The organism is Sphingomonas sp. CCH10-B3 (assembly GCF_001556185.1).
Lineage (GTDB): Bacteria > Pseudomonadota > Alphaproteobacteria > Sphingomonadales > Sphingomonadaceae > Sphingomonas > Sphingomonas aquatica.
Map to the genome: position 1 here is coordinate 47,554 of NZ_LSIJ01000013.1, position 25,462 is coordinate 73,015.

Sequence of the window (25,462 nt, forward strand, 5' to 3'; positions counted from 1 at the left end):
CGCTTGCGGGAGAGGGTTGGGTGAGGGCCTTCTTTCTTCTAACCTAGCCGCATGCCGCCGGTCCGTCGCCAGATCAGCCCCCACGCCGCGCCTCTCCGCCGCAATGCAACCGAAGTCGAAAAGCGCTTCTGGACCGCCGTTCGGAATCGCCAGCTCGGCGGCTTCAAGTTCCGGCGGCAGATGACGGTCGGCCCGTACATCGTCGATTTCGCCTGCATCGAGGCGATGCTGGTCGTCGAACTCGACGGCGGGCAGCATAAGCCAGAGGTCGATGCGGCGCGGACGGCTTACCTCGAACGGCTAGGGTATTTGGTGCACCGGGTTTGGAACAACGAGATGATCGAGAATGAGGCAGGGGTGTTGGAGGCGGTGCTGGCGCTGCTGATGGATCGTATCGCCGCCAAGAAGAAGACCCTCACCCAACCCTCTCCCGTAAGAACGGGAGAGGGCTAAAAAACGAAGCAACGACATATCTTTAGCCCTCTCCCGCTTGCGGGAGAGGAGCATCCGGGTCGGTCACGCTCCCAGCGTGACCTGAATAGCACGGGGTGCTATTCACCCGATGCTGGTGAGGGCCTCGTACTGCTTATCTCACCCCTTCGCCAGCGCCACCGCCAAAGCCTGCGCCGGCACGCGATCGGCAAACCCGGGATCGGCCAGCGCCGCCGCGATATTGGCCTTGGCCGCGCCCGCATCGCCCGCCTCCGCCTGCGCCTGCGCGAGGTGCCAGCGCAGGCCGCCATGCCCCGGCGCAATTGCCACCGCCTTGCGCAACAACTCCACCGCCTGCACCGTCCCGCCCGCCTGATAGGCGACCCAGCCGTAAGCATCGACCACCGCCGGGTTGAGCGGTGCCAGATCATAGGCCTTTGCGGCGTAAAGCTGCGCCGCATCGTCCTCGCCCGCGCCCGCATAGGCCAGCGCCAGCTCCGCCAGCAGCGCGGCATCGCGATTGCCGATGTCGGCTCGCAACCCTTCGAGCGTGTCGATCGCCGCGTCCCATTGCGCGCTCGCGATCTGCCAATGCGCACTCAGGCGGCGTGCGGCGATATTGCCGGGGTTTTGCGCGAGGAACAGCGCTACGACTACCGCTGCCTTGTCGCGCTTGCCGCCTTGCTCGAGCGCTTCGACCGAGCGCAGCATCGTCGCTTCGTCGAAACGCAGATTGGCGGCGCGGGCATAGACGCTTGCGGCCTCGTCGAAGCGCTTCAGCGTCATCAGCGTGTCGCCGAGCACCAGATGGGCTTGCGGCACGCCCGGGTAAGCCCGCACCACCAGCTGTGCTTGCGCCAGCGCCTCGCCCATCATCCCCTTGAACAGCAACGCGCGGATCAGGTTGACGCGCGCGACCGGCGATCCGGGCGCATCGTCGACCGCCTTTGCGAGCATGCCCAGATCATCGTCGGTACCGAACTGGAGTGCTGCCGCCTGCACCGGGATCGCCGAGCGATCGAGGAAGCGCACCGCCCAGTCGCGCTCGCCGGTCGCTTCGAACGCGCGGCCGACGAGTTGCAGCGTGTAGCTGTCGGCATCGCTGCGCAGCGCCACCGGGCGCAGCGCCTCGATCGCGCCCTTCGGATCGCCAGCATCGAGCAACGCGGCGCCGAGCAGTCGCCGCGCCACCAGATTCATCGGCGCCTCACGCACTACCGCGCGCCATTTGTCGATCGCCTGCTGGTAACCGCCATTGGCGTAATCGATCATCCCGGCCAGCAGCAGCGGCCCCGGCCGCCCGTCGAGCGCGCCGCCGGTCCGCTGGAGCAGCGCGCGGGCGAGATCGTCATTGCCTGCGCGTGCGGCCATCACCGCTTGCAGATACAGCGCATCGGCACTGCCCGGCCGCACCGCGAGCGCGCGCCGCGTGACTTGCAGCATGTCGCGGTAACGCCCGGCGTCGCCAAGCGTGGCGGCATAGGTAATCAGCGTGCCATAGCGCCACGGATCGAGCTTCAGCGCCTGCTCAAACCATGGCAGCGACGCGACTAGGCCATATTGGCCGCGCACCAGCTCACCGCGCAGCGTGAGCGCATCGACATTCTGCCGGTCGAGCGAGAGCGCGCGCGCGGCGGCATCGATCGCCCCGCCGACATCGCCGGTCAGCAGGCGGACGCGGCCCAGCTCGACCCAGGCAGCGGCATCGCGCCCGCCCTGATCCGCAAGCACGCCGCCGAGCAGCAATTGCGCGCTCGGCAGATCACCCTGCGCCGCCAGCGCGCGCGCCGCGACGCGCAGCGCATAGCGTCCGTAATGCGGGAGGGTCTTGCGTGCTTCCTTCAGCGCATTTTCGGGCTTGCCCTGCAGCAGCAGCGCCTCAGCCTGAAGCTGGTGGGTGCGCGCCATGTCGAAGCCCGCATCCTTGGCACGCCCGAGCGCCGCCTGCGCCGCCAGCCCCTCGCCCAGCGCGAGATATGTCCGCGCGAGCACGGCCTGCGCCAGCCCCCATTTGGGATCGCTGCGCGTCGCCTTCAGCGCCCAGCTGCGCGCGGCCGTCGCGTTGCCGCGCTCGAGCAGCTTCAGGCTGGTCGCGAGCTGATGCTTCGCCTGCGCGGGATCGGCGCCGGGCGCGCGCGCCATCCACAGCGCCCCCGCCCCCAATGCCGCGACAAGGCCGCCGACGCCGCCGAGAACCAGAAGCTTACGCCCAGAAATCTTAAGCATGGAGGTCATAGCTCTTCAGAAGGTCGTAAAGCGTCGGGCGGCTGATCCCGAGCAGCTTTGCGGTGTTGCTGATGTTGCCGTCGGCCCGCGCCAGCGCGCTGGCGATCGCCGCGCGATCGGCCGCCTCGCGCACTGCCTTCAGGTTGATCGGCTCGGCGGCGGCGGCGCCCGGCAAGTCGAGATCGGCCGCAGCCACCTGCTTGCCCTCGGCCATGATGACCGCGCGCTTCACCCGGTTTTCAAGCTCGCGGACATTGCCCGGCCAGCTCCAGCGCTCGATCGCCGCACAGGCATCGGGCGACAGGCCAGTGACGGCGGAATGCATCGCCTTCGCGTGCTTGGCGACGAAATGCCGCGCGAGCAGCACCGCGTCACCGGGGCGTTCGGCGAGCGCGGGAATGCGCACGACGATCTCGGCGAGACGGTAATAGAGGTCGTCGCGAAAACGACCGTCGGCGATCATCGCATCGACATCCTGATGCGTCGCGCAGACGATCCGCGTGTCGACCGGGATCGCCTTGCGACCGCCGATCCGCTCGATCACGCGCTCCTGCAGGAAACGGAGCAGCTTGACCTGCAGCGGCAGCGGAATGTCGCCGACTTCGTCGAGGAACAGCGTGCCGCCCTGCGCCTGTTCGATCTTGCCTTCGGTGGTCTTGATCGCGCCAGTGAACGCGCCTTTCTCGTGCCCGAACAGCTCGGATTCGAGCAGCGTTTCGGGGATCGCGGCGCAGTTGATGGCGACGAAGGCGCCCTTGCGGCGCGGCGATGCCTCGTGCAGCCCGCGTGCGAGCAATTCCTTGCCGGTGCCGCTCGCGCCGAGCAGCATCACCGACACATCGGCAGCGGCGACGCGCTGGATCGTGCGGGTGACTTTCAGCATCTCTGGGCTTGCTGAAATGATGCCGCCCAGCCCGACCGCGCCGCCGGCCTGCGCCGCGAGTCGCCGGTTCTCGGCTTCAAGCGCATGGACGTGGAAGGCGCGCGACACGATCATGCCGAGTGCGTCGATGTCGATCGGCTTCTGATAGAAATCCCATGCACCTTCGCCGATCGCGCGCAACGCGCTTTCGCGCGCGCCGTGGCCCGATGCGACGATCACCTTGGTGTCGGGCTTCAGCCGCAGGATCTCGGCGAGCGTCGCAAAGCCTTCGCTGACACCGTCGGGATCAGGCGGCAGGCCGAGGTCGAGCGTCACGACATCGGGTTCTTCGGCGCGCAGCAAGTCGATGGCGGTGGCGCGGTCAGCCGCCGTCAGCACCTCATACCCCTCATAGGCCCAGCGCAACTGCCGCTGCAGGCCCAGATCATCCTCGACGATCAGCAGCTTCTTCATCGTCATGCCGCTGCCCCCAGCATGGGCACCACGACCGCGGGCAGGCGCACCCGAAAGCGAGTGCCTTCGCCCTCACGGCTGGTGACATCGACGCTGCCGCCCATTGCCTCGGCAAGCTGGCGCGCTTCGAACGCGCCGAGACCGAACCCGCCTGCCTTTGACGACACAAACGGCTTGAACAACCGGTCGCGGACAAAGGCGGGGCTCATGCCCGTGCCGTGATCGATCACATCGACATAGACGTGGTCGCCCTCATGGCCGACGACCAGCGCGACCGGTTCGCCGGTCGGGCTCGCTTCGATCGCATTTTGCAGCAGATGGTCGAGTATCTGTTCGAGCCGCGCCGGATCGGCAGCGGCAACAGCATCGCGCACGCCGCCGGTGACGATCGGATGCTGCGCCGTGCGCCGCCCCGCAACCCGCCCGACCACTGCCGCCAGGTCGACCGTTTCGATCGTTTCGGAACGCGGCTGATGATGCTGCGACAGCCGTGCGAGCAGCGCATTCATCCGTGCCGCCGAATCCTGCAAGGTCGCGATCATGTCGGCGCGGAAATCGGGATTGTCGGCATGGCGCTCGGCGTTGCGCGCGACGAGACTCAACTGGCTGACCAGATTTTTGATGTCGTGCATGATGAAGGCGAAGCGCCGGTTGAATTCGTCGAACCGCTGCGCCTCGGCGAGCGCCTGCTGCGCGCGGGCTTCGGCGAGATAGCTCGCGACCTGCCGCCCGGCGAGGTGGAGCAGGTCGAAATCCTCCCAGTCGGGCGCGCGGTCGATCGGCGGGCGCGCGAGCAGCAGCGCGCCGGTGAGTTTGCCGAAATGGAGCAGCGGCAACAGCACCCACGCGTCGGGCCGATCAACCATCCAGCTCGGCACCGCGCGCGCCTCTTCGGGGCTGGCCGCGTCGGTGCGCACTGCGTCAAGCGCGATGATCCGCCCCGTTGCTTCCAGATAGCGCGGCAGCTCGCCGTCGGTCGCAAAACTGTCGCCATCCCAGCGCCACGACGCGCCCTGGCCCAGCCCGGCGCCGTCGCGGACGAGCAACAGCCCGGCCGTCGAATCGGTCATATCGGCAACCGCCTTGACGATGCGCGTTTCGAGCGGGGCGGCATCCTCGCCGGGCTTGCCGAGCGTGTCGGTGAAGCGCAGCCATTCCTGCCGATAATCGTAGCGATGCGCGAAAAGATGCTTGGCGAGCTTCACCCGCGTCCAGGCGCGCAGCCACGGCGTCGACAGGATCGCGAACAGCGCGGCGGTGGTCCCGAACACGAACGCCGTCTGCACGATCCGCGCCGACGGCCCGCCGATTGTGGCGAGCAGGCTGGTCGCCATACCCATCGCGATCACGTAAAGCGCAATCGCCGCCAGCGACAGCGACTGATAAGCGACCGTGCGCGACAGCTGCAGCGTCCAGTCGCCATTGCGGTGCACCGCGAGCGCGAAGATCGGCGCGAGCAGCGCAAGCGCAAGGCCGCGCATCGCGACAAGTCCGGTCGGCCAGCCCGCGCTCGCATAAGAGGTCGCGAACAGCACCAGATCGACCGACCACATCGCCGCCAGCGCGACGACGACCAGCCTGATGCCCCCACGCGCGCCCGGCGCGACGGCCGCGTAAAGGTGATGGATCAGCAACAGCGCGCTGACCGCGACCATCATCTGCAGCACGACGCGCGCCGCCATCATCACCGCGCTGTCGCTGGCGGGCAGCGCTGCCGTGGCGATCGCCAGCATGCCGCTCGCCAGCACGATCGTCGCGACCACGCCATAGATGATCTGGATCGCGGCGCGTTCGGGCGCCCGCCGATCGCGGCGCACCAGCGCGAACATGAAGCCGAGCCAGCCGAGATCGCGCAGCGCCTCGAGCAGATTGGTGGTCAGGTCGATGCTACCAATGCCCGCGACGGCCAGCGCCCACAGCGCAGTCGCGCCGAGCGCGAGCACGAAAGTGAGCCGCGGCAATGCGTCTGCCGCATGCCGGATCTGCGACAGCGCGAGCAGGCCGAACAGCAATGCCGCCAGCGCATGCCCCCACAGGATCACCGCGCACCCTCCGGCCAGAGCACAACCCGGATCGTCTGGAGCAGGATCAGCAGGTCGAGGAAGGGCGAATAATTCTTGGCGTAATAGAGGTCATATTCGAGCTTCTGGCGGCTATCCTCGATCGACGCGCCATAGGGATAGTTGATCTGCGCCCAGCCGGTGATGCCCGGCTTCACCATGTGCCGTTCGGCATAATAGGGCGGTTTCTGTTCGAGATCCTCGACGAATTGCGGGCGTTCGGGGCGCGGGCCGACGAAGCTCATTTCGCCCTTCAGCACGCTCCACGCCTGCGGCAGTTCGTCGATCCGGACCTTGCGGATGAAGCGGCCGACGCGGGTGATGCGCGGATCGTCCTTTTCGGCCCAGACGGCTTTGCCCGCGACTTCGGCGTCCTGCCGCATCGATCGCAGCTTGATGATGTCGAAGCCGACGCCGTACAGCCCGACTCGGCGCTGGCGGTAAAAGGCTGGGCCCTTGCTCTCCAGCTTCACGATAATCGCCGTGATGACGATGATCGGCAGCGTCAGCACCAGCAGCACGAGGCTGGCGGCGATGTCGAACAGTCGCTTGAAAGCGCTCGACAACATCCGCCCCGACGAAAAGCCGTCCGAGAAAATCAGCCAGCTCGGATTGACGCTGTCGAGATCGACGCGCCCCGTCTCCCGCTCGAGGAAGGTCGAGATTTCGTTGACGTGCACGCCCGTCGTCTTGATCCGCAGCAAGTCTTTCAGCGGCAGCGCGTTGCGGCGCTCCTCAAGCGCGAGCACGACTTCGCTGGCGTTGAGCAGCACGACATGATCGGCAAGGTTGTAAATGGCATCGCGCGCGATCGCTTCGGGAATGACGCGATTGGCTTCCGACATCGAGATATAGCCGACGACGACGAACGCAGATCCGGGGCGCTGCGCAAGCGTCTTCAGCCGCTGCGCGCGGGTGCCGGCGCCCATCACGACGATCCGCCGCTTGAACGCCTGACTGCCGAGCGTCTTGCCGAGCAGGATGCGCAAGCCGATCAGCCCGAGGATCGAGAAACCCATCGCGTAAAGCAGATTTGACCGCCAGAAAGTGAGCGCAGGCACGAGGAAGAAAATCGTCGCCTGAAAAATGATGCCCAGCGACACCGCGACGATCAGCCGCGCAGTCGCGAAGCGAATCGATTGGAGCGCGCCGGGGCCGTAGACGCCGACCGCAATCATCGCGGTTTCGAGCGAGACGATGAAAATCGCGATCTGCGGCAGCCGCGTATAGATCGGCTCGACCAGCATCCCGATCTGCCCCGCGCGCAACACCCAGCCGGTTTCGGCGGCGATGCCGAGCACGATGAGATCGAACAGGCCGAGCAGCAGCACGGCGTTCGGCACATATTGTTTGAAGAGCCTGATCATCGCGATCGTCGGTCTATCGCGACAGGTGTAAACAAATCCGACACGACGCGCAGGCTTGGCGCAAAAAATCTTTGTCACAGCGGCGCGGCAATCACGTGTTTGGCGCGTTGTCCTTCGGCCCCGATGCCCGCTAAAGAGCCCGGGCTGAGGAGAGCTTGCATGACGACCCGCGCACCGATCACCCCCATCATCCTGTCGGGCGGATCGGGAACCCGGCTGTGGCCGATGTCGCGGCCGGAAATGCCCAAGCAGATGCTGCCGCTCACCGCTGACGAGACGATGCTTCAGCTGACCGCGCGTCGCACGGCCGCGCATCCGCTGTTCGGCGCGCCGATTGTCGTCGCCAACGCCTATCACGCCGATCTGGTCGAAGCGCAGTTGGCGGCTGTAGAAGCCGAGGCACGCGCGCTGATTCTGGAACCGATGGGCCGCAACACCGCGCCTGCGATTGCGCTTGCCGCGATTGCGGCGGGGGGTGGCGCCGATCCGATTCTGGTAATGCCGTCCGATCACGTCATCGTCGATGTGCCCGCTTTCCACGCCGCGATCGAACGCGCGCTGCCGATGGTGCGCGAAGGCTGGCTCGTCACCTTCGGCATCCAGCCGACCGGGCCCGAAACCGGCTATGGCTATATTCATGTCGGCGATGCGATTGCGCCCGGCGTCCACCGCGTCGAGCGCTTCGTCGAAAAGCCGCCGCTCGACCGCGCGCAGGCGATGCTGGCAGCGGGCGGGCATTATTGGAACGGTGGCATCTTCCTGTTCCGCGCCGACATGTATCTCGCCGCGCTTGGCCAGCACGCCCCCGAAATGCTGGTCGCGACGCAACAGGCAATGAGCCGCGCCCGGCATGAGGGCGCGCGCATCCATCCCGATGCCGATGCCTTTGCAGCCTCTCCCGCCGACTCGATCGACTATGCGGTGATGGAAAAGGCCGACCGCGTCGCCTGTGTACCCGTCGACATGGGGTGGAGCGATGTCGGCAGCTGGGACGCGCTGCACGCGCTGAGCGACTGCGACGGGCACGGCAACAGCTGCAAGGGCGATGTCGTCACGCTCGACACGGTCGACTGCCTTGTGAGGTCAGACGGCGTGCGCATTGCGATGGTCGGCGTGTCGGACCTGATCGTGGTGGCGAGCGGCAATGACGTGCTGATCCTGCCGCGGGGCCGTTCGCAGGACGTGAAACGCTTGCTCGAGGCGATGAAGAAGTAGTTTGAAGCTAGAATTGCTCCCAGTCCGTTCGTGCTGAGCTTGTCGAAGCACCGTCCTTCTTCTTCCATCGCCCCGCCGAACAAGGACAGTCCTTCGACAAACCCAGGGCGAACGGGCTGCGGCCTGTTTCACACCCCCTTTTGCAACGCGTCGCCCTCATTCGCTTGAATTAGCATAGCCCGTTATATAACATGCTATGCTAATTGGGGCGAGGACCATGCCAGACATCATTACTGAACGCGGTGAGCTTTTCCTTGGCAGTCGCCTCAAGCGCCTCGCCGAGCGCATGCAGGCCGATGTCAGCCGGATCAGCGCGGAGGCGGGGCTGCCGATCCAGCCTAGCCAATACCCGCTGCTCGCGACCCTCGACCGCGCAGGCGCGATGACGGTGTCGGCACTTGCCGAAACGCTCGGGCTCAGCCAGCCCGCAATCACCCGCACGCTCGCCAATCTGGTGTCGCTCGGGCTCGTTAACAGCGCGCGAGCCCCCGGCGACCAGCGCCAGAAGCATGTGTCGCTCACCCCCGCCGGCACCGCCGCGCTCGCCCAGGCGCGGATCGCGGTGTGGCCGCGCGTCGAGTCGGCCGTGGTTCAGCTGCTCGCGGGGCTGAACGGCCCGCTGCTCGACCAGATCGGCGCGATCGAAATGCGGCTCGCTGCCCAGCCGCTCCATGCGACCCCCGGCCTCAGGCTGCACGAATTCTCTGACGACCTCGCGCAGGAGTTCCACGACATCAATGCCGAATGGATCGAGGCAATGTTCCGGCTGGAGCAGACCGACCGTGAGGTTCTGCTCGATCCGCGCGGGCGCATCATCGATCCGGGCGGGACGATCCTGTTTGTCGAGGCTGCCGGGCTCGGTATCGTCGGCACCTGCGCGCTGCAGAAGACCGGCGAAGGCACGTTCGAGCTCACCAAGATGGGCGTGCGCGAGTCGGCACGCGGTCGCAAGGCGGGCGAGTTCCTGCTCGCGGCAATCCTTGCGCGTGCCGAAGCGATGGGCGTCGAAAAGCTCTACCTGCTCACCAGCCACCGCTGCGCCGCCGCGATCCACCTCTACGAGAAGCTCGGTTTCGCGCATGATGCTGAAATCATGCGTGATTATGGCGCGCGCTATGCCCGGTGCGATGTCGCGATGCGGTATCGGCCGCGCTAGGGCGCGAGCAGCGTCACACCATCGATCCGCAGCGCGCGTCGCCGCAAGGCAGGGGGCAGCTTCCCGTCCTGCACGATGAGCAGATGGCTTGGCGCGATCTCGCCGCGCTCGAAAGCTGCGCGTTCAGCGTCGCGCCGCGCGCGCGTCGCGGCTGACACGCGCGCGGTGTAGGTGAAGCCGACCGGTCGCTTCGTCTGCACTGCCCGCCACGTCACTTCCTCCATCAGCTGCAGGTCGACGAACGGATCGGCGGGCGTGAAGTCGACGCGCTTCGCGCGCGCGATCAGATCCGGCCAGCGCGGATCGCGGGTGCGGGTGAAAACCGTGGGGTCATCGGCCCGCGTGCTTGTCGACCGAATTGCCGCCAGCATCGGCGCAAGATCCACCGCCTGAATTGCCACCGCCGCCGCCAGCACCAGCGTCGCGCGGGGCAACGCCAGTACGCCAACGATCGCGGCATAAGTCAGCACATAAGTCGCCGGCCAGAACAGCCGCCCGCCCGCGCGCACCGGGTCGAGCGCGTCGATCAGCCACGGCGGCAAGTGAAGCGTTGCCACTGGCCGGCCCCACAATAGCGGCTGCGGCCCGATGGCGATCAGCGCCAGCACCACAAACCCCGGCACCAGCCACAGCAGATGCCGCAACGCCGCCTTTCGTGTTGCAGCCGCGACCAGCACGGCCAGCAGCACCCCGGCACCCAGATAATTCAGTCCTTCGAAGCCCCGGCCATGATCCTCGGGGGACGATGGCAGCAGCGCCGAATAGCTGGGGTTCGCCGGGTTCCACCAGGCATCGAGCGCCATCGGAAAGGCGCCATAAGTGCCGGTCGACTGGAAGCCGCCGCCGAACACGCCCTGCGCCGCGAGCAGCAGCGCGACGAAGCCGATCGTCGCTGCCGCCTCGGCAAAGGTGCGCAACCGGCCCGGCGCGGCTGCCTGTTGCAGCAGCCATCCGGCCCAGATGCTCGCGACCATCAGCAGCAGGTAACTGTGCACCAGCGCGGCTGTCCCCAGCACCGCCACCCACCACAAGGGCCGCTCGGCGCGGCGCGGATCGACATAGATCCACAGCGCCCACAGGATCAGCCACTGCGCGCACAGGCTGGCATGGCCGAAGCGATTGAACAGCATCGGCATCGCCGCGAGCAGCACTGCGCCGAACCACGCACTCGGCCGATCGGGCGCGTGCGGTCGCACCAGCGCCCAGGCAAAGACCACCTGCAGCAGCACACAGGCGAACAGCCACGCCCCAATGAACTGCATTCCCGCCAGCGCGCCCGCAAACGGCCCGAGCAGCAATCCCAGCAGCGGGATGCTGTCGGTCAGCAACAGGCTTGTCCCCTCGGGTGCCGACAGCAGCGGATTGTGCAGCGACGGCCAGCCGCCCCCCGCCAGATAGGCCGCGAGCCCGATCGCGCTCTGCCCGCGATCATGCCCGTCGAGCAGCCAGCCGACATTGCGCGGGTCGAGCACGCCCGGGTGCATCCACGCTGCGAACAGCGCGACCGCAGTCACGATCAAGACGATCAGGGTCAGCAGGCGCTGCATCACATGCCCCTTATACGCGCGCGCCTGCATTTCGCGTAAACAGGCGCAATCCGGAACCAGTTCGACCCTTGAAGCGCTTCGACATCGTTCCGGCACCGCCCTAAGGTGGCGATGCTTCTTAGCAAGGGAGACTCAAGATGCGGGTTACGGCTTCTGCCAGCGTCATGGCGCTGATCGCTCTTTCGGCGGCGCTCACGTCCGCGCCTGCCCAGCAGCAGTCGAAGGACAATAGCGTCGGCCGCGCCGCCAGTCAGCCGCTGCGCGACACCCGCATCAAGGAGGACAAAATCCCCGAAGCGTTGCTGCTGGCCGCCTCGGCACCCTATAGCGCCGATGGTACGCGGACCTGTGCGCAGATCGCCGACCAGATCCGCACGCTGAATGCCGCGCTCGGCGACGATGTCGACGTCGAAGGCAAGAAAAAGGGCGAAGGTGCCTATATCGCCTCGGCCGCGACCAAGGCCGCCGTCAACACCCTCATCCCGGGCCTTGGCCTAGTCCGCGTCATCACCGGGGCCGACAAGGCGCAGCGCCGGGCCGAGGCCGCCGCCTATGCCGGATCGGTCCGCCGCGCCTATCTGAAGGGCCTTGGCCTCAGCAAAGGGTGCCGCGCGCCCGCAGCACCGACTCCTGCCGCCGTCGCCGACCGCCCAGAACTGCCGGCAGCCGAAGAGAAATAAAGCGCCGCGCCCCGGCGACGATCGCTAGGCGTCGTCGCTCGGGCGGCGGACCTTGATGGCTTTCCAGACCGGTTCGGGCCGGTCGTTCTTGACGAGGATCGCCTCGACGTCTTCGAATTCTTCGAGTTCGGCACCCTCGGCGACGCTGACAGGGAAATAGACATTCTCGTCGGTATCGGTGCGGACGCCGTACGCGCCCTTTCCTTCGATGCTCGACGTAATCAGGCAAAATGCTTTTGCGGCCATGAACTAACTTTCAGAAAAGATTTCTCGGTTAACTTATATCTATTTGATAGCGCCGTGGTGCTTGGCGAAGCCCGGCGGCATCCATGCTTTGTCAGCACGGCGCGCAGGCGTCAAATCCGTAAGCAGTGCGCGGCGGCGTCAGCGCTTCGGCGGCGGCGCAGCCCGCGTTCGCCCGCGCCGTTCGCCCTTGCGCTCCTGCCGCCGCGACTTGGCAATGGCAGCGGCGGCGCGGCGTTTGCCTTCGGGCGTTTCGCTGAACTTGGGCTCGTCGAGCGGCAGCAGATCGCCCTGGCGCTCCTCGAAGCCAAGCAGCCCCAGACTTTCGCGGAAATGCGGCGGCAGCTCGGCGCCGACGTCGATCTGCCCGCCGTCGGGATGGTCGATCCGCAGCCGCCGGGCGTGCAAATGCATCTTGCGGCTGACACCTCCGGTCAGGAACGCCGCCTGCCCGCCATATTTGCCGTCACCGACGATCGGATGGCCGATCGCCGCCATGTGCACGCGCAGCTGGTGCGTGCGCCCGGTGAAGGGTTGCAGCTCGACCCAGGCGGCGCGGTTGCCCGCGCGCTCGATCACGCGGTAGCGGGTGCGCGCGGCGGCGCCCTCGGCTTCGTCGACGTGCATCTTCTCGCCGCCGGTGCCGGGCTGCTTGGCGATCGGCAGCTCGATCATACCGTCGTCGATCCGCGGCACGCCGACGACGAGCGCCCAATAGACCTTGCGCGCAGTGCGGCTGGAGAAGCTCTTGGCGAAGAACCCAGCCGCCCGCGCATTTCGCGCGACCAGCAGCACGCCCGACGTATCCTTGTCGAGCCGGTGGACGAGCTTCGGCCGCCCCTCGCTTTCGAACTGCACGCCGTCGAGCAGCGCATCGATATGCTCGGTGGTCTTGGTCCCTCCTTGCGTCGCGAGGCCGGGCGGCTTGTTGAGCACGATCGCCTGCGCGTCTTTGTGGATCACCATTTCCTGGATGAAGGCGGCCTGATCGGCGCTGATCGGCGCGCGTTCGCGCTTCGGCGGCGCGTCGCTGCGGATCGGCTCGGCAGGCGGCAGCCGCAGCACTTGCCCCGCGACCAGCCGGTCGCCCGGCGTCGCGCGCGCGCCGTCCACGCGCAGCTGGCCAGTGCGCGCCCACTTCGCAACGGTGGTGAAGCTGGTGTCCTCGAGATGCCGCTTGAACCAGCGGTCGAGCCGGATGCCGTCATCCTCGGCCGAGACGGTGAACTGGCGGACCTCGCTCATGCGATCGCCCTGACGGCCACGAGGCCGGCGGCGAGCGCCAGCACCGAGCCGATCACCGAGGCGAGCGCATAGCCGATCGCGCTCAGCATCGCGCCGCGCTCGGCCATCGTCACCAGCTCGAGCGAAAAGGCAGAAAAAGTCGTGAAACCACCGAGCACGCCGACGCCGAGCAACAGCCGCGCGGGCTCGCCCGCGATCCCCTTGGCGATGATACCGGCGAGCAGACCCATCGCCAGCGCCCCCGCGATGTTCACGGCGAAGGTGCCCCAAGGGTAGCGCGCGCCCGCGACCGCCAGCCCGACGAGGTAGCGCGCGCCCGCGCCGATCGCGCCGCCTGCCATCACGAGGAAAAGATTGACCATGCCCGCGCCTAGCGCGAACCGCGCGCTTTGGGAACCTTAGCGCCCGTTGTTGGCGACCAGATCGACCTGCGTCCCGCCGTCGCGCGCCTTCGACACGAACACTGCATAGGCATCGGCCCTGCGCGTACCCGCCAGAACATGACCTTCGGCATCGGCCTGATGGTCAGCCGAATAGCCTGCGTTGGTTGCGCGCGTGTAATAGAAGTCGATCACGCTTTGCACCGACGCGCGACTGGTGAAGCTGACGACCCGCAGCGCGCAGCCATTGTCGCCAGTGCCTGCCGCCTCGACAACATGCGCATCGGGATAAAGCGGCAGGTCGGCGGGCAACCGCAGCGACCAGCGCGTCGAATAGCTGACATCGGCAGCGCAAGCGGCGGTGCGCTTGTCGCCCTGGCGTGCGGCGAGTCCGCCGAGCGTCATCGAGTCGCGCTGCGCCTTGCAATTGGGGCAGTCGCTCCGGGGGGCCGGCGCGGTCTTGGTCGCTTCGCTTACACGGACGTCGCCCGCCACCGTCGCGCCCTTCGCATTCGGCACCGGCGCGGCATAGGGCTGGCTCGGCGGGCGGATAGCGTCGCGGTTCGACTGGCTGGCGAGATTGGGATCGACCATGATCTGGTCGTGAAGCGCGCTCGTCAGTGCCGGGTCACGCACGTTGCTCTGGGCGTTCCCGTCGCTGAGTTCGGCATCGAGCGCATCGAGGCTGTTGTCGCCGCTCGCGCCGCCGCAAGCGGCCAGCGGCAACGTGATCGCGGCAACCAACAGGGTCGCGGCGAGCGAAGGGAAACGGATCCACATGGCGCTCGTTCATGCCGCAAGACGGTTAAGGAAGCGTGGCGGACCCGAGCGCATTAGTATTGTAATACACTCGGCAATCGGCTAAGGAAGGGCTATGCTCAACATCATTTCGATCCTGATCGGTCTGGTTGCCCTTCCGATTGCGCTGGTCGGTTTCATTCCCCTGCTCGGGGCGCTCAACTGGCTGTCGATTCCGATCGCGATCATCGGGGCCGTTGTCGGGATGTTTTCGCGCCACCAGTCGGGGCGCAACTTCAACATCTTCGTCATCATCGTCGGCTGCGTCCGCCTCTGGCTGGGCTTCGGCATCCTGTGAAGTAAAAGGGCCCGGCGTTGCCGCTAGGCCCTTCGTTACGCGGTTGCTGACCAGCGCGCGTCAGCGGCAGGTGATGTTGTTGCGATCGACCGAATTGCCGATCAGCCCGCCACCGATTGCGCCGAGCACCGTACCGAGCGTCTTCGAACCGCCCGGCGCAATGACGTTGCCGAGCAGACCGCCCGCCGCACCACCGACGATCAGCCCGGTCGTGCCATCCGAACGGCGGCAATAATAACGCCCGTCGCGCCCGCGATAGAGCCGGTCGTTGCGGCTCAAGCGGCGCGGCTGATAATAGCGACCGTCGCGGTAATATTGGTCGGCGTAATAGCCGCGCGCGCCCGGCGGCGGGCGGTTATAGTCGTAGCGGCGATACTGTCGCCAATCGCGGCGGGCATCGCGGTAATCGTCACGTGCTTCGCGGCGATCCTCGCGATATTCCTCGCGCGCCTCGCGTCGGTCCTGCCAGCGTTGATCGTTGCGATAATCCTGCGCGACGGCGGGCATCGTTCCCGCAATCGCGGACATGGCCGCCAGCGCCATCATGGCTTTGCGCATTGGAATTCTCCTGTGGTGGTTGGTCCTGCCTCAACGGCTCAGGACCGGCGCAGTTGCGTGAACCCGAAACAACAACGGGTTCACGCCTCCGACAGCTTTATCGGCAGCGCTTGTCCGCGGTGATCGTGCGGTCGACCGCACGACCGGCCAGCGCCCCGCCAACTGCGCCCAGCGCGGTGCCGAGCAGCCCGCCATTGTCGATCGAGTTGCCGACCACTGCGCCACCGACGCCGCCGACAAGCAGGCCGGTGGTGCCGTCCGAGTGGCGGCAATAGGTGCGGCCATTGCGACGATAGGTGTAGGCGCGATATTTCTTCTTCTTCGCCTCGGCCTTCACCGGAAAGCTCATTGCCGCCGGTGGCACGATCAGCCCGGCTGCTGCGATCACCATCAGTACATTACGCATTACAAGCTCCTGCTTCAGGTTAAGAACGCGATCGTAACGCGCACTTTGTGGCGGCGGTTTCATGAACCTGAAACAACAAGGCGGCATTGGCATCGCATCGAAGCGACCAGTCGGCGCACAGCCGCGACAATTCGCTCCACGATATCCACGTTATTCACAGGCGCTCGCCCCCCGATTGCCCTTGATGCGACTCGGTTTCGGTGACACCATCCAACTGTAAGCAGCGGGTCGGACGGACGGGAAACCTCTGAAAGACCAGCGACTTAGGTCAGGAAAACCGGCGCAGGTGGCTTCGGCAAACCGCGCAAGGATCCCGGCGGGAGGTCGATCGGACCGAATGAGGGGCAGCGTCGCTTGCGACGCGCGACTCAGGCAGGAAAGAACCGGCGTCCAAGGCACGACGGAAGCGCGCTAGCGTGGAAGATGTGCCGGTCGTTCACGGCCGACCAACCGGCGGATGGCGGAACGGGTGCAAGCCCGGGATGGCATCTCCGGCCGATCGAACGGGAGCGGTCACGTGCGGCTCAACGCCCCCCGCGGTGGGGCCGTGCATGCCGCCGAAACCAGGTGGCGCGAGCAGGCAGCGAAAGCTGCGGAAGTCGCGGTGCTGAAGTCCGGCGACAGGGGGCTGGCAGCAATGCCGGCCCCCATTTTATTGCGCGGCGTTCGCACACAATAAGTCCACCCCCAATCTCTTTTGCTGCTAGGCTGCCTCGACTTGGGGGGAGCGAGTGCATGGACGACACAGCGGCGGCACGGCGCGCCCGACCGGGACCCTATCGCGGGATCGGCGCGGAAATGCTCCGCTGGCTATGCACCGTCTTTCTGGGGCTCGGTGGCTGGAAAATGCGCGGTGACTGGCCAGCGCTGCCCAAGGCCGTGCTGCTTGCCGCGCCGCACACCTCCAACTGGGACGGGCTCAATATGCTCATGGCGGCGGGCTATTACCGCGTCGGCCTGCGCTGGATGGGCAAGAAGAGCCTGACCACCGGGCCGTTCGGGCGCATCATATTATGGCTCGGCTGCGTGCCGATCGACCGCAGCGCCAGCAACGATGTCGTGCGCGTCATGGCCGATGCCTTTGCCGCCGCCGACAAGATGATCCTCGCGATCCCGCCTGAAGGCACGCGCAGCCTGACGCGCGAGTGGAAAACCGGTTTCTATCACATCGCCGTGCAGGCGAAGGTGCCGATCATCCTGACGGTACTCGACTATGGCACCCGCACGATCCGGATCGCCGGCGTTTTCCACCCGACCGGCGACTATGCCGCCGACATCGACGCGATCAGGGCGCCGTATCGCGATGCGGTGGGCAAAGTGCGCGGCGCGTTTGCGACGGGGGCGTGAGCAGGCGAGCCGCGCGACACCTTACAGCAAAAACATCCCTTCGATCACCGTCACGCAGCTTCCGCCCAACACCACGCGGTCGCCGTCGAGCCGACAGGTCAGCCGCCCACCGCGCTTCGATGCCTGAAACGCGGTGAAGCTGTCGCGCCCCAGCCGATCGGCCCAATAGGGCGTCAGCACGGCGTGGGCCGAACCCGTCACAGGGTCTTCGGGGATGTCATAGTAAGGCGTGAAGACGCGGCTGATCACGTCGCTGTCATCGCCCGGCGCGCTGACGATCGCGACCAGCGGGCCGAGCTTGGCGAGCGCGCCCAGATCGGGCTTCAATCCCCGCACCACCGCCGCGCGATCGACAACGATCAGCGGATAGCCCGATGCGTGCCAGAGCGTCGAAGACTCGCCCTCGATCCCGAGCGCCGCGACAATCTCCGGCAGCGGCTTGGGCACCGGCACCCACGCCGGCAAGCCGAGCTCATAGCCCGCGCCCGCTCGCGCCACCGACAACGCCCCGGCCTTGCGCGTGCGGAACGTCACTCGCTCGCGCGCCGGATCACCTGCCAGCAGATAATGCCCGCTTGCGAGCGTCGCATGGCCGCACAGCACGACTTCGGCGGCGGGCGTGAACCAGCGCAGCTCGTAATCGGCGGCACCAGTCGCATCCTTCACCAGAAACGCCGTCTCGCTCAGGTTGTTCTCCAGCGCGATCGCTTGCAGGACCTCATCGTCGAGCCACGCGTCGAGCGGCATCACCGCTGCCGGATTGCCGCTGAAGGGCCGGTCCGCGAAAGCATCGATCTGAACGATCGGCAGGCGGGTCATGCAGCGGTGCTCCTCAGCTTGGCGATTTCGTCGGCCTCGACCAGCGGATTGCCGGGGTGATCGACCTTTCCCTCGGGGTCGATGTGAATCAGGATTTCGGTGCCCGGAAACTCGAGCGCCAGCCGCCGCTCGATGTCCTCGACCACGTCATGCGCCTCGGCGACCGTCATCTTGGGATCCATCCACATGTGGAACTGGACGAAATCGGTCGCGCCGCTGGTTCGCGTGCGCAGGTCGTGCAGGCCCTTCAGTTCGGGATGGCGGCTTGCAACCTCGACGAAGCGGCGGCGCTTCGCTTCGGGCCATTCCTTGTCCATCAGCTGGTTGATCGCCTCGGTCGAACCACGCCAGGCACCCCACAACAGCCAGATCGCGATGCCGATGCCGAACAGCGCATCGGCACCGTTTAGCCCTAGCTGCGCCTCAAGGACCAGCGCGATGACGACTGCGGCGTTGATCATCAGATCGGATTCATAATGCATCCGGTCGGTCTTGATCGCGACCGATCCGGTGCGCGCAATCACATGGCGCTGATAGGCAATCAGCAGCACCGTCGCGAGCATCGCCACCATCGAGGCGCCAATGCCGAAGCGGATGTCCTCGATCGGCTGCGCCCCCATCAACTGCTCAACCGCGCGCCAGCAAATCGCAAAGGCAGAGGCCGCAATCAGCGCCACCTGGACCAGCGCGACCAGCGCCTCGGCCTTGCCGTGGCCGAAGCGGTGGTCATGATCCGCCGGTTGGGCCGCCAGCCGGACGCCGAACAAGGTCGTCAGCGACGCGATCAAATCGAGCCCGCTGTCGGCCAGCGACGCGAGCAGCGCCACCGATCCGGTGTGGAACGCCGCCCATCCCTTCACCCCGAGCAGCACCGTCGCCGTCGCCACGCTGGCGATCGCGGCACGCTGCGTAATCGCGCCCACTTCTGCCTGGCGGGCCGCACGGTCGTCATGATGCGTCGGCGCGCTCACGGATAAAGCAACCCTTCGGTCCAGCCATCGCCGTCACGGGTGAACAGCCGCCGCTCGTGCAGCCGGTGTTCACGGTCCTGCCAGAATTCGATTCGTTCGGGTGTCACGCGATAGCCCGACCAGTGCGGCGGGCGCGGCACGTCGCCGCCCTCAAACCGCGCCTGCATCTCGGCAAAGCGCGCTTCGAAGGTGCTGCGCGCATCGAGCGGACGCGACTGGTCGCTCGCCCAGGCACCAAGCCGCGAATCGCGGCTGCGCGTCGCGAAATAGGCATCGGCCTCGGCGTCGCTTACCGTCGACACCGGGCCTTCGATACGAATCTGGCGCCGCAGCGATTTCCAGTGGAACAGCAAGGCCGCCCGCGGATTGGCAGACAAGTCCCCGGCCTTGCGGCTTTGCTGATTGGTGTAGAACACGAAACCGTCCGGCCCATGGCCCTTCAGCAGCACCATCCGCAGCCCCAGCCGCCCGTCGGCATCGCTGGTCGCCAGCGCCATCGCATTCGAATCGTTGATCTCGCTGGCGCGCGCTTCGGCATACCAGGTATCGAACAGGATAAAGGGATCAGTCATGTGGCGGGCTTTAGCGGCTGGCCGATCGCGCGTCACCTTTTGCGCGCGAGAGGGTCGCGCCATCAAGAAATTGACGCAGGCATTTGCGCTCGCCCGCCCAATCGCCCACATAGGCGCCAGTCAAGCAACGGGAGCGTGATGGCGGACCCCTATCAAATTCTGGGCGTGGCGCGCGGGGCAAGCGAAGCCGACATCAAAAAGGCCTATCGCAAGCTCGCTAAGGAGCTCCACCCCGACCGCAACAAGGATAATCCGAAGGCGGCGGAACGGTTTTCGCGCGTCACCAATGCCTATGACCTGTTGTCCGACAAGGACAAGCGCGCGCGCTTTGATCGCGGCGAGATTGACGGCGACGGCAATCCGGCGGGCTTTGGTTTCCGCCAAGGCCCCACACCCAACAACGGCGGCTTTTCGCCGGGCGCCGGCGGCTTCGACATGGGCGGCGACGCGGGCGATTTCAGCGACATTTTCGAAGGATTGTTCGGCGGCCGCCGGGCTGGCGGCGGCTTTTCCGGCGGGTTCGGGCGGCGCGGACCCCAGCCGAAGGGGGCCAATCGCCCCTATCGCCTGTCGGTGCCGTTTGCCGACGCTGCCTGTCTAACGCCGCAGCGGATCACGCTGGCCGACGGCAAGACGATCGACCTGAAGCTGCCCGCCGGCGTCGAAACGGGCACGCAGATGCGGCTGTCGGGCAAGGGCGATCCCGGCCCTGGCGGCCCCGGCGACGCGATCGTGACAGTCGAAATTCAGCCGCACCGCTTCTTCACGCGCGATGGCGATGACGTGCGGCTCGACCTGCCCGTCAGCCTTGCCGAAGCCGTGCTGGGCGCGAGCGTGCGCGTGCCGACGGTGTCGGGCGCCGTAATGCTGACGATCCCGGCGGGGTCGAGTTCGGGCAAGGTGCTGCGGCTGAAAGGGCGCGGCTTTCACGGCAAGACCGGCTCGCGCGGTGATCAGCTCGTGACCCTGATGGTCGATCTGCCCGTAGGCGACGATGCGCTGGTCGAATTCGTCCAGAACTGGCCGGGGCGCGACAAGCATCATCCGCGCGGCAAGTTCGACATCTGATCGCTGTTTTTTTTTCGTGAAGGAATTCTCGCCCACCTCGCCCGAAGCGCGCCGCCGCCAACCGGGCCGGGGGCTGAAGCTCAACCGCCACCTCGCCTTCATGGCGCCCGGCAGCTACGTCCGCGAAGTCGGCCGCCGGGTCATCGTCGGCGTGTTCAGCGACGGCTTCATCCACGCAGGCAACCTCGCCTATCTGTCGCTGGTCGCGCTGTTTCCCTTCTTCATCGTGGCGGCAGCGGTGGCGCGGCTGGTCGGCCGCACCGATGAAGGCCTGCGCACGGTCGATCTGTTCCTGCGCAACGTGCCGCCGCAAGTGGCCGGCGTGCTGCAGACGCCGATCGCCGACGTGCTCGCCGCGCGATCGGGGTCGCTGCTGTGGTTCGGCGCGGCGGTCGGGCTGTGGACCACGGCAAGCTTTGTCGAGACGATCCGCGACATCCTGCGCCGCGCTTACGGCGTCAAATCGGTGCGGCCGTTCTGGCATTATCGCATCTGGTCGATCGCGCTGGTGCTGGTGTCGCTGTTGCTCGCGCTGATCGCCTTCAGCTTTCAGGTGACGCTGGTGGCGGCCGAGCAGTTCATTGTCCGCGCGATGCCGTTCGCCAAAAGCGCAGCGACGATCGTATCGGTGTCGCGGCTTGCGCCAGCGGCGGCGTTGTTCGGCGCGCTCTATATGCTGTTCTATTCGCTCACTCCGCCGCAATATCGCGACAGCCGCGCGCCGAAGTGGCCCGGCGCAGTGTTCACCGCGCTGTGGTGGTTAGGCGTTACCGCGCTGCTGCCGACGATCCTTGCCCGCCTGACCAATTACGACCTGACCTATGGCAGTCTGGCGGGCGTGATGATTGCGCTCATCTTCTTCTTTCTGGTGGGATTCGGTCTGGTTGTCGGTGCGCAATTGAACGCAGCACTGGCGGAAGCCGATGAACAGGGAGTAGGAAGCGACGACACGGACGGGGAGTTGCAGGGCGCGTGACGGGATTGATGGCAGGCAAGCGGGGGCTCATCATGGGGCTCGCCAATGATCGTTCGCTGGCATGGGGTATCGCCAAGAAGCTGCACGAGCACGGCGCCGAACTCGCTTTTTCCTATCAGGGCGAGGCTATGGAAAAGCGGGTGCGCCCGCTCGCCGAAAGCCTCGGTTCGCAGAATCTGTTCGATTGCGACGTCAGCGACATGGCGTCGCTCGATGCGCTGTTCGATGCGCTGAACACGCGCTGGGGCAAGCTCGACTTCGTCGTCCACGCGATCGGCTTTTCGGACAAGAATGAGCTGCGCGGCGGCTATGTCGACACCAGCCTCGACAATTTCCTGATGACGATGAACATCAGCGTCTATTCGTTCGTCGCGGTCGCCAAGCGCGCGAGCGCCATGATGCCCGACGGCGGCGCCCTGCTGACGCTCAGCTATTACGGCGCCGAAAAGGTGATCCCGCATTACAATGTCATGGGCGTCGCCAAGGCCGCGCTCGAGACGAGCGTGCAATATCTGGCGGTCGATCTGGGCCGCGACAACATTCGCGTCAATGCGATTTCGGCGGGTCCGATCAAGACGCTGGCGGCGAGCGGCATCGGCGATTTCCGGCTGATCCTGAAGTGGAACGAATATAACTCGCCGCTCAAGCGCAACGTGACGATCGAGGATGTCGGCGGCGCCGGGCTCTACCTGCTCAGCGACCTGTCGAACGGCGTGACGGGCGAGACGCACCACGTCGACGCCGGCTATCATGTCGTCGGCATGAAGGCGGAGGACGCGCCGGATATCACGCTCGCATGAGCCACAACAGCTTCGGCCATTTGTTCCGCTTCACGACCTGGGGTGAAAGTCACGGCCCGGCGATCGGGGCGGTCGTCGATGGCTGCCCGCCGGGCATTGTGCTGTCCGAAGCCGATATCCAGCCCTTCCTCGACAAGCGCCGTCCCGGCACCAGCCGCTTCACGACGCAGCGGCAGGAGCCCGATGTCGTGCGCATCCTGTCGGGCGTGTTCGAAGGCCGCACCACCGGCACGCCGATTTCGCTGCTGATCGACAATGTCGACCAAAGATCGAAGGATTATTCGGACGTCGCCAAGGCCTATCGCCCCGGCCATGCCGATTATGCCTATGACGCCAAATACGGCTTTCGCGACTATCGCGGCGGCGGGCGGTCGTCGGCACGCGAGACGGCGATGCGTGTCGCGGCGGGCGCTGTTGCGCGTCTCGTCATCCCCGAAGTGTCGATCCGCGCCTGGGTCGAGGCGATCGGCGGCGACGCGATCGACCCGGCCAATTTCGACGGCGACGAGATCGACGCCAATCCCTTCTTCTGCCCCGACGCCACGGCCGCGCTCCGCTGGGAAACGCTGGTCGATGAGGCGCGCAAGGCCGGGTCGTCGCTCGGCGCGGTAATCGCGTGCGAGGCGGTGGGCGTGCCGCCTGGCTGGGGCGCGCCGCTTTACGCCAAGCTCGACGCCGATCTCGCGAGTGCGTGCATGAGCATCAACGCCGTCAAGGGGGTCGAGATCGGCGAAGGCTTCGGCGCGGCGCTCCTGCGCGGCGAAGACAATGCCGATGCGATGCGTCCGGGGCACCCCGGCACCGATGGTCCCGAATTTCTCGCCAATCACGCCGGCGGCATCGCGGGCGGCATTTCGACCGGGCAGCCGATCCGCGTCCGCGTCGCCTTCAAGCCCACGAGTTCGATCCTGACGCCGGTCGAAACGATCACCCGCGACGGCGAGGCGACCGAAATCATGACCAAAGGTCGCCACGACCCCTGCGTCGGCATCCGTGGCACGCCAGTAGTTGAAGCCATGGTCGCGCTGGTACTCGCCGATCACAAGCTGCGGCATCGCGGGCAATGCGGATAACCGCATAAGTCTTTATAATATCCGATGAAACGGGCGTAATCGGCGGCAGTCCGTGGGGCGTGCCTGCGACCCGGCGCCCGCTCTGGCGATTGGTCTCCCAGAGCGCTGTCGACGAAGCGGCAGCGCGTCAACCGGAGACTATCCCATGCGTATCAAGTTGATGGTCGGGCTGATCGGGCTGGGTGCATCGAGCATCGCGCTGGCCCAGACCACCCCCACCAAGCCGAAGTCCAAGACGCCGCCGACCTCGCAATCGCAACCCGCGCCGACGCCGACCCCGAGTCCCACGCCGACGCCCGACCCGATGACGGGCAACAGCACCGATCCGATGGGCAATAGCACGTCGCCGACATCGCCCGATCCAATGCCGGGTCAGGTGCCGTCGACCACGTCGCCGACCACCAATACCCCGACGACCGGCACGACGCCGCCGATCAACGGCGGCACGCCCCCGACCGGCACGACAACCCCGCTGGGGACGGGCACGCCCCCCAGCTCGCCGATGGCGCCCAAGTAACGGCGTTGTCCGCCCCGCGCGGGGACGCGATCAATCCGCGAACGGATCGCGGACCAAGATCGTGTCTTCGCGCTCGGGACTCGTCGAGACCAGCGCGACCGGGCAGCGGATCAGCTCTTCGACGCGCTTGATGTACTTGATCGCCGCCGCTGGCAAATCGGCCCAGCTGCGCGCGCCAGCCGTGGTTTCGTGCCAGCCCGGCAGTGTTTCGTAAATCGGCTCGACCGCGGTCTGTTCGGCCGCATGCGCCGGAAAATAATCGAGCACACGATCGCCCAGCCGATAGCCCGTGCAGATGCTCACCGTGTCGAACCCGTCGAGCACGTCGAGCTTGGTCAGCGCGATGCCGGTGATGCCGCTCACCGCCGCCGATTGCCGCACCAGCACTGCATCGAACCAGCCGCAGCGCCGCTTGCGTCCGGTTACAGTGCCGAACTCATGCCCGCGCGTGCCGAGCCGCTCGCCAATTTCATTCTCGAGCTCGGTCGGGAACGGCCCCGATCCGACCCGCGTGGTGTAGGCTTTGGCGATCCCCAGCACGAAGCCGACTGCGCTCGGCCCCAGTCCCGACCCGCCCGACGCCGTCCCCGCGATCGTGTTCGACGAGGTGACGAAGGGATAAGTGCCGTGGTCGACATCGAGTAGCACGCCCTGCGCGCCTTCGAACAGGATGCGCTTGCCCGCGCGCCGCGCTTCGTTGAGATCGCGCCACACCGGTCGCACGAACGGCAGCACGAAACCGGCAATCTCACGCAGTTGCTCGACCAGCGCGGTGCGATCGATCGGCGGCTCGCCGAAGCCCGCACGCAGCGCGTCGTGATGCGCCGTCAACCGGTCGAGCTGCGGCCCGAGATCGTCGAGATGCGCGAGATCGCACACCCGGATCGCGCGGCGGCCGACCTTGTCCTCATAGGCCGGACCAATGCCGCGCCGCGTCGTGCCGATCTTGCCCGCGCCGCTCGCATCCTCGCGCAGCGCATCGAGATCGCGGTGGAAGGGCAGGATCAGCGCGCAATTATCGGCGATCATCAGCGTGTCGGGGGTGATGTCGACCCCCTGCCCGCGCAGCTTGGCGACTTCATCGCGCAAATGCCACGGATCGAGCACGACGCCATTACCGATCACGCTCGGCGTGCCGCGCACGATACCCGAGGGGAGCAGCGAGAGCTTGTAGGTCTTGTCGCCAACCACGAGTGTGTGCCCGGCATTATGCCCGCCCTGAAAGCGCACGACGACATCGGCGCGCTCGGCCAGCCAGTCGACGATCTTGCCCTTGCCCTCATCGCCCCATTGGGCACCGATCACGGCGACGTTTGCCAAAGCCTGTTCCTCGTTGAATCGAAACCGTCGCTCTAGACAGGCGCGCGCCGAG

26 protein-coding genes are annotated in these 25,462 nt (G+C 66.5%); 11 read left to right on the top strand and 15 right to left on the bottom strand.

The annotated features are described in order from the left end of the window. The first annotated feature begins 51 nt into the window (after nucleotides 1-51). Nucleotides 52-453 (top strand): endonuclease domain-containing protein, encoded by a 402-nt coding sequence (locus tag AX672_RS03690; RefSeq protein ID WP_066648410.1) that lies wholly within the window; start codon nucleotides 52-54, stop codon nucleotides 451-453. 138 nt (nucleotides 454-591) lie between these two features. Here AX672_RS03690 and AX672_RS03695 read toward each other — a convergent pair whose 3' ends face one another. The 4 genes from AX672_RS03695 to AX672_RS03710 are packed head-to-tail and all read right to left on the bottom strand — an operon-like array spanning nucleotide 592 to nucleotide 7,421. Further along, on the bottom strand, nucleotides 592-2,658 hold the full coding sequence (locus AX672_RS03695; RefSeq protein ID WP_066648412.1) for a tetratricopeptide repeat protein: 2,067 nt from the start codon (nucleotides 2,656-2,658) through the stop codon (nucleotides 592-594). Continuing rightward, the gene (gene prsR, locus AX672_RS03700) at nucleotides 2,651-4,000 is read right to left on the bottom strand and encodes a PEP-CTERM-box response regulator transcription factor (RefSeq protein ID WP_066648415.1); all 1,350 of its coding nucleotides are present in this window, start codon (nucleotides 3,998-4,000) and stop codon (nucleotides 2,651-2,653) included. The genes AX672_RS03695 and prsR overlap by 8 nt, the downstream gene beginning before the upstream one ends. Then, complete coding sequence (gene prsK / locus AX672_RS03705; protein ID WP_231731143.1) at nucleotides 3,997-6,036, bottom strand: XrtA/PEP-CTERM system histidine kinase PrsK; 2,040 nt, start codon at nucleotides 6,034-6,036, stop codon at nucleotides 3,997-3,999. Before prsK ends, prsR begins: the two co-directional genes overlap by 4 nt. After that, on the bottom strand, nucleotides 6,033-7,421 hold the full coding sequence (locus AX672_RS03710) for a TIGR03013 family XrtA/PEP-CTERM system glycosyltransferase (RefSeq protein ID WP_066648419.1): 1,389 nt from the start codon (nucleotides 7,419-7,421) through the stop codon (nucleotides 6,033-6,035). Before AX672_RS03710 ends, prsK begins: the two co-directional genes overlap by 4 nt. 159 nt (nucleotides 7,422-7,580) lie before the next feature. Between AX672_RS03710 and AX672_RS03715 the strand changes: the two genes are divergently transcribed. Beyond that, the gene (locus AX672_RS03715) at nucleotides 7,581-8,636 is read left to right on the top strand and encodes a mannose-1-phosphate guanylyltransferase/mannose-6-phosphate isomerase (RefSeq protein WP_082730355.1); all 1,056 of its coding nucleotides are present in this window, start codon (nucleotides 7,581-7,583) and stop codon (nucleotides 8,634-8,636) included. Between the two features lie 217 nt (nucleotides 8,637-8,853). Then, nucleotides 8,854-9,792: a bifunctional helix-turn-helix transcriptional regulator/GNAT family N-acetyltransferase gene (locus tag AX672_RS03720; protein WP_066648421.1), complete on the top strand. Its 939-nt coding sequence runs from the start codon at nucleotides 8,854-8,856 to the stop codon at nucleotides 9,790-9,792. Here the strand turns inward: AX672_RS03720 and AX672_RS03725 are convergent. Then, a complete protein-coding gene (locus AX672_RS03725; RefSeq protein WP_168727313.1) occupies nucleotides 9,789-11,339 on the bottom strand; it encodes a DUF6311 domain-containing protein in 1,551 nt (516 codons plus the stop codon). The two genes, AX672_RS03720 and AX672_RS03725, sit on opposite strands and share 4 nt — an antisense overlap. Before the next feature lie 137 nt (nucleotides 11,340-11,476). Here AX672_RS03725 and AX672_RS03730 point away from each other — a divergent pair, with 137 nt between their 5' ends. Next, the gene (locus AX672_RS03730) at nucleotides 11,477-12,019 is read left to right on the top strand and encodes a hypothetical protein (RefSeq protein ID WP_066648425.1); all 543 of its coding nucleotides are present in this window, start codon (nucleotides 11,477-11,479) and stop codon (nucleotides 12,017-12,019) included. A 24-nt stretch (nucleotides 12,020-12,043) separates the two neighbouring features. Here the strand turns inward: AX672_RS03730 and AX672_RS03735 are convergent, their stop codons facing one another. The 4 genes from AX672_RS03735 to AX672_RS03750 form a co-directional block, all read right to left on the bottom strand. Then, nucleotides 12,044-12,265, bottom strand: coding sequence for a hypothetical protein (locus tag AX672_RS03735; RefSeq protein WP_066648428.1), 222 nt, complete (start codon nucleotides 12,263-12,265; stop codon nucleotides 12,044-12,046). A 138-nt stretch (nucleotides 12,266-12,403) separates the two neighbouring features. Continuing rightward, a complete protein-coding gene (locus AX672_RS03740; RefSeq protein WP_066648434.1) occupies nucleotides 12,404-13,507 on the bottom strand; it encodes an RluA family pseudouridine synthase in 1,104 nt (367 codons plus the stop codon). After that, nucleotides 13,504-13,869 carry a fluoride efflux transporter CrcB gene (gene crcB, locus AX672_RS03745; RefSeq protein ID WP_066648436.1) on the bottom strand — a complete coding sequence of 122 codons (366 nt, stop codon included), beginning with the start codon at nucleotides 13,867-13,869 and terminating at the stop codon, nucleotides 13,504-13,506. Before crcB ends, AX672_RS03740 begins: the two co-directional genes overlap by 4 nt. A 36-nt stretch (nucleotides 13,870-13,905) precedes the next feature. Then, complete coding sequence (locus AX672_RS03750) at nucleotides 13,906-14,667, bottom strand: hypothetical protein (protein WP_066648441.1); 762 nt, start codon at nucleotides 14,665-14,667, stop codon at nucleotides 13,906-13,908. A 94-nt stretch (nucleotides 14,668-14,761) separates the two neighbouring features. On the opposite strand from AX672_RS03750, the gene AX672_RS03755 reads away from it, so the two are divergent. After that, entirely contained in the window at nucleotides 14,762-14,983 is a 222-nt protein-coding gene (locus tag AX672_RS03755; protein WP_066648444.1) for a hypothetical protein, read from the top strand. Between the two features lie 60 nt (nucleotides 14,984-15,043). On the opposite strand, the gene AX672_RS03760 is transcribed toward AX672_RS03755, so the two are convergent. Both AX672_RS03760 and AX672_RS03765 read right to left on the bottom strand, forming a co-directional pair. After that, entirely contained in the window at nucleotides 15,044-15,541 is a 498-nt protein-coding gene (locus AX672_RS03760; RefSeq protein WP_231731144.1) for a glycine zipper 2TM domain-containing protein, read from the bottom strand. A gap of 97 nt (nucleotides 15,542-15,638) precedes the next feature. Then, nucleotides 15,639-15,947: a glycine zipper 2TM domain-containing protein gene (locus AX672_RS03765; protein ID WP_066648447.1), complete on the bottom strand. Its 309-nt coding sequence runs from the start codon at nucleotides 15,945-15,947 to the stop codon at nucleotides 15,639-15,641. Nucleotides 15,948-16,682: 735 nt separating this feature from the next. On the opposite strand from AX672_RS03765, the gene AX672_RS03770 reads away from it, so the two are divergent. Beyond that, nucleotides 16,683-17,294: a 1-acyl-sn-glycerol-3-phosphate acyltransferase gene (locus tag AX672_RS03770; RefSeq protein WP_066648453.1), complete on the top strand. Its 612-nt coding sequence runs from the start codon at nucleotides 16,683-16,685 to the stop codon at nucleotides 17,292-17,294. Between the two features lie 21 nt (nucleotides 17,295-17,315). Here the strand turns inward: AX672_RS03770 and AX672_RS03775 are convergent, their stop codons facing one another. The 3 genes from AX672_RS03775 to pdxH are packed head-to-tail and all read right to left on the bottom strand — an operon-like array spanning nucleotide 17,316 to nucleotide 19,656. After that, nucleotides 17,316-18,113: a PhzF family phenazine biosynthesis protein gene (locus AX672_RS03775; protein WP_066648456.1), complete on the bottom strand. Its 798-nt coding sequence runs from the start codon at nucleotides 18,111-18,113 to the stop codon at nucleotides 17,316-17,318. Continuing rightward, the gene (locus tag AX672_RS03780) at nucleotides 18,110-19,084 is read right to left on the bottom strand and encodes a cation diffusion facilitator family transporter (RefSeq protein ID WP_372587553.1); all 975 of its coding nucleotides are present in this window, start codon (nucleotides 19,082-19,084) and stop codon (nucleotides 18,110-18,112) included. Before AX672_RS03780 ends, AX672_RS03775 begins: the two co-directional genes overlap by 4 nt. Further along, nucleotides 19,081-19,656, bottom strand: coding sequence for a pyridoxamine 5'-phosphate oxidase (gene pdxH / locus AX672_RS03785; protein WP_066648459.1), 576 nt, complete (start codon nucleotides 19,654-19,656; stop codon nucleotides 19,081-19,083). Before pdxH ends, AX672_RS03780 begins: the two co-directional genes overlap by 4 nt. Nucleotides 19,657-19,794: 138 nt before the next feature. Here pdxH and AX672_RS03790 point away from each other — a divergent pair, with 138 nt between their 5' ends. The 5 genes from AX672_RS03790 to AX672_RS03810 all read left to right on the top strand — a co-directional run bounded on the left by AX672_RS03790 (nucleotide 19,795) and on the right by AX672_RS03810 (nucleotide 24,090). Beyond that, the gene (locus tag AX672_RS03790) at nucleotides 19,795-20,724 is read left to right on the top strand and encodes a DnaJ C-terminal domain-containing protein (RefSeq protein WP_066648466.1); all 930 of its coding nucleotides are present in this window, start codon (nucleotides 19,795-19,797) and stop codon (nucleotides 20,722-20,724) included. Nucleotides 20,725-20,740: 16 nt separating this feature from the next. After that, nucleotides 20,741-21,700, top strand: a complete 960-nt coding sequence (locus AX672_RS03795; RefSeq protein ID WP_066648469.1) for a YihY/virulence factor BrkB family protein — start codon at nucleotides 20,741-20,743, stop codon at nucleotides 21,698-21,700. Continuing rightward, nucleotides 21,697-22,500 carry an enoyl-ACP reductase FabI gene (gene fabI, locus AX672_RS03800; protein WP_066648474.1) on the top strand — a complete coding sequence of 268 codons (804 nt, stop codon included), beginning with the start codon at nucleotides 21,697-21,699 and terminating at the stop codon, nucleotides 22,498-22,500. The genes AX672_RS03795 and fabI overlap by 4 nt, the downstream gene beginning before the upstream one ends. Then, nucleotides 22,497-23,573: a chorismate synthase gene (gene aroC, locus AX672_RS03805; RefSeq protein WP_066648477.1), complete on the top strand. Its 1,077-nt coding sequence runs from the start codon at nucleotides 22,497-22,499 to the stop codon at nucleotides 23,571-23,573. Before fabI ends, aroC begins: the two co-directional genes overlap by 4 nt. A gap of 145 nt (nucleotides 23,574-23,718) precedes the next feature. Continuing rightward, nucleotides 23,719-24,090: a hypothetical protein gene (locus AX672_RS03810; protein ID WP_066648480.1), complete on the top strand. Its 372-nt coding sequence runs from the start codon at nucleotides 23,719-23,721 to the stop codon at nucleotides 24,088-24,090. A gap of 30 nt (nucleotides 24,091-24,120) precedes the next feature. Here the strand turns inward: AX672_RS03810 and AX672_RS03815 are convergent, their stop codons facing one another. Further along, nucleotides 24,121-25,410: an adenylosuccinate synthase gene (locus AX672_RS03815; RefSeq protein ID WP_066648483.1), complete on the bottom strand. Its 1,290-nt coding sequence runs from the start codon at nucleotides 25,408-25,410 to the stop codon at nucleotides 24,121-24,123. Nucleotides 25,411-25,462 lie beyond the last annotated feature (52 nt).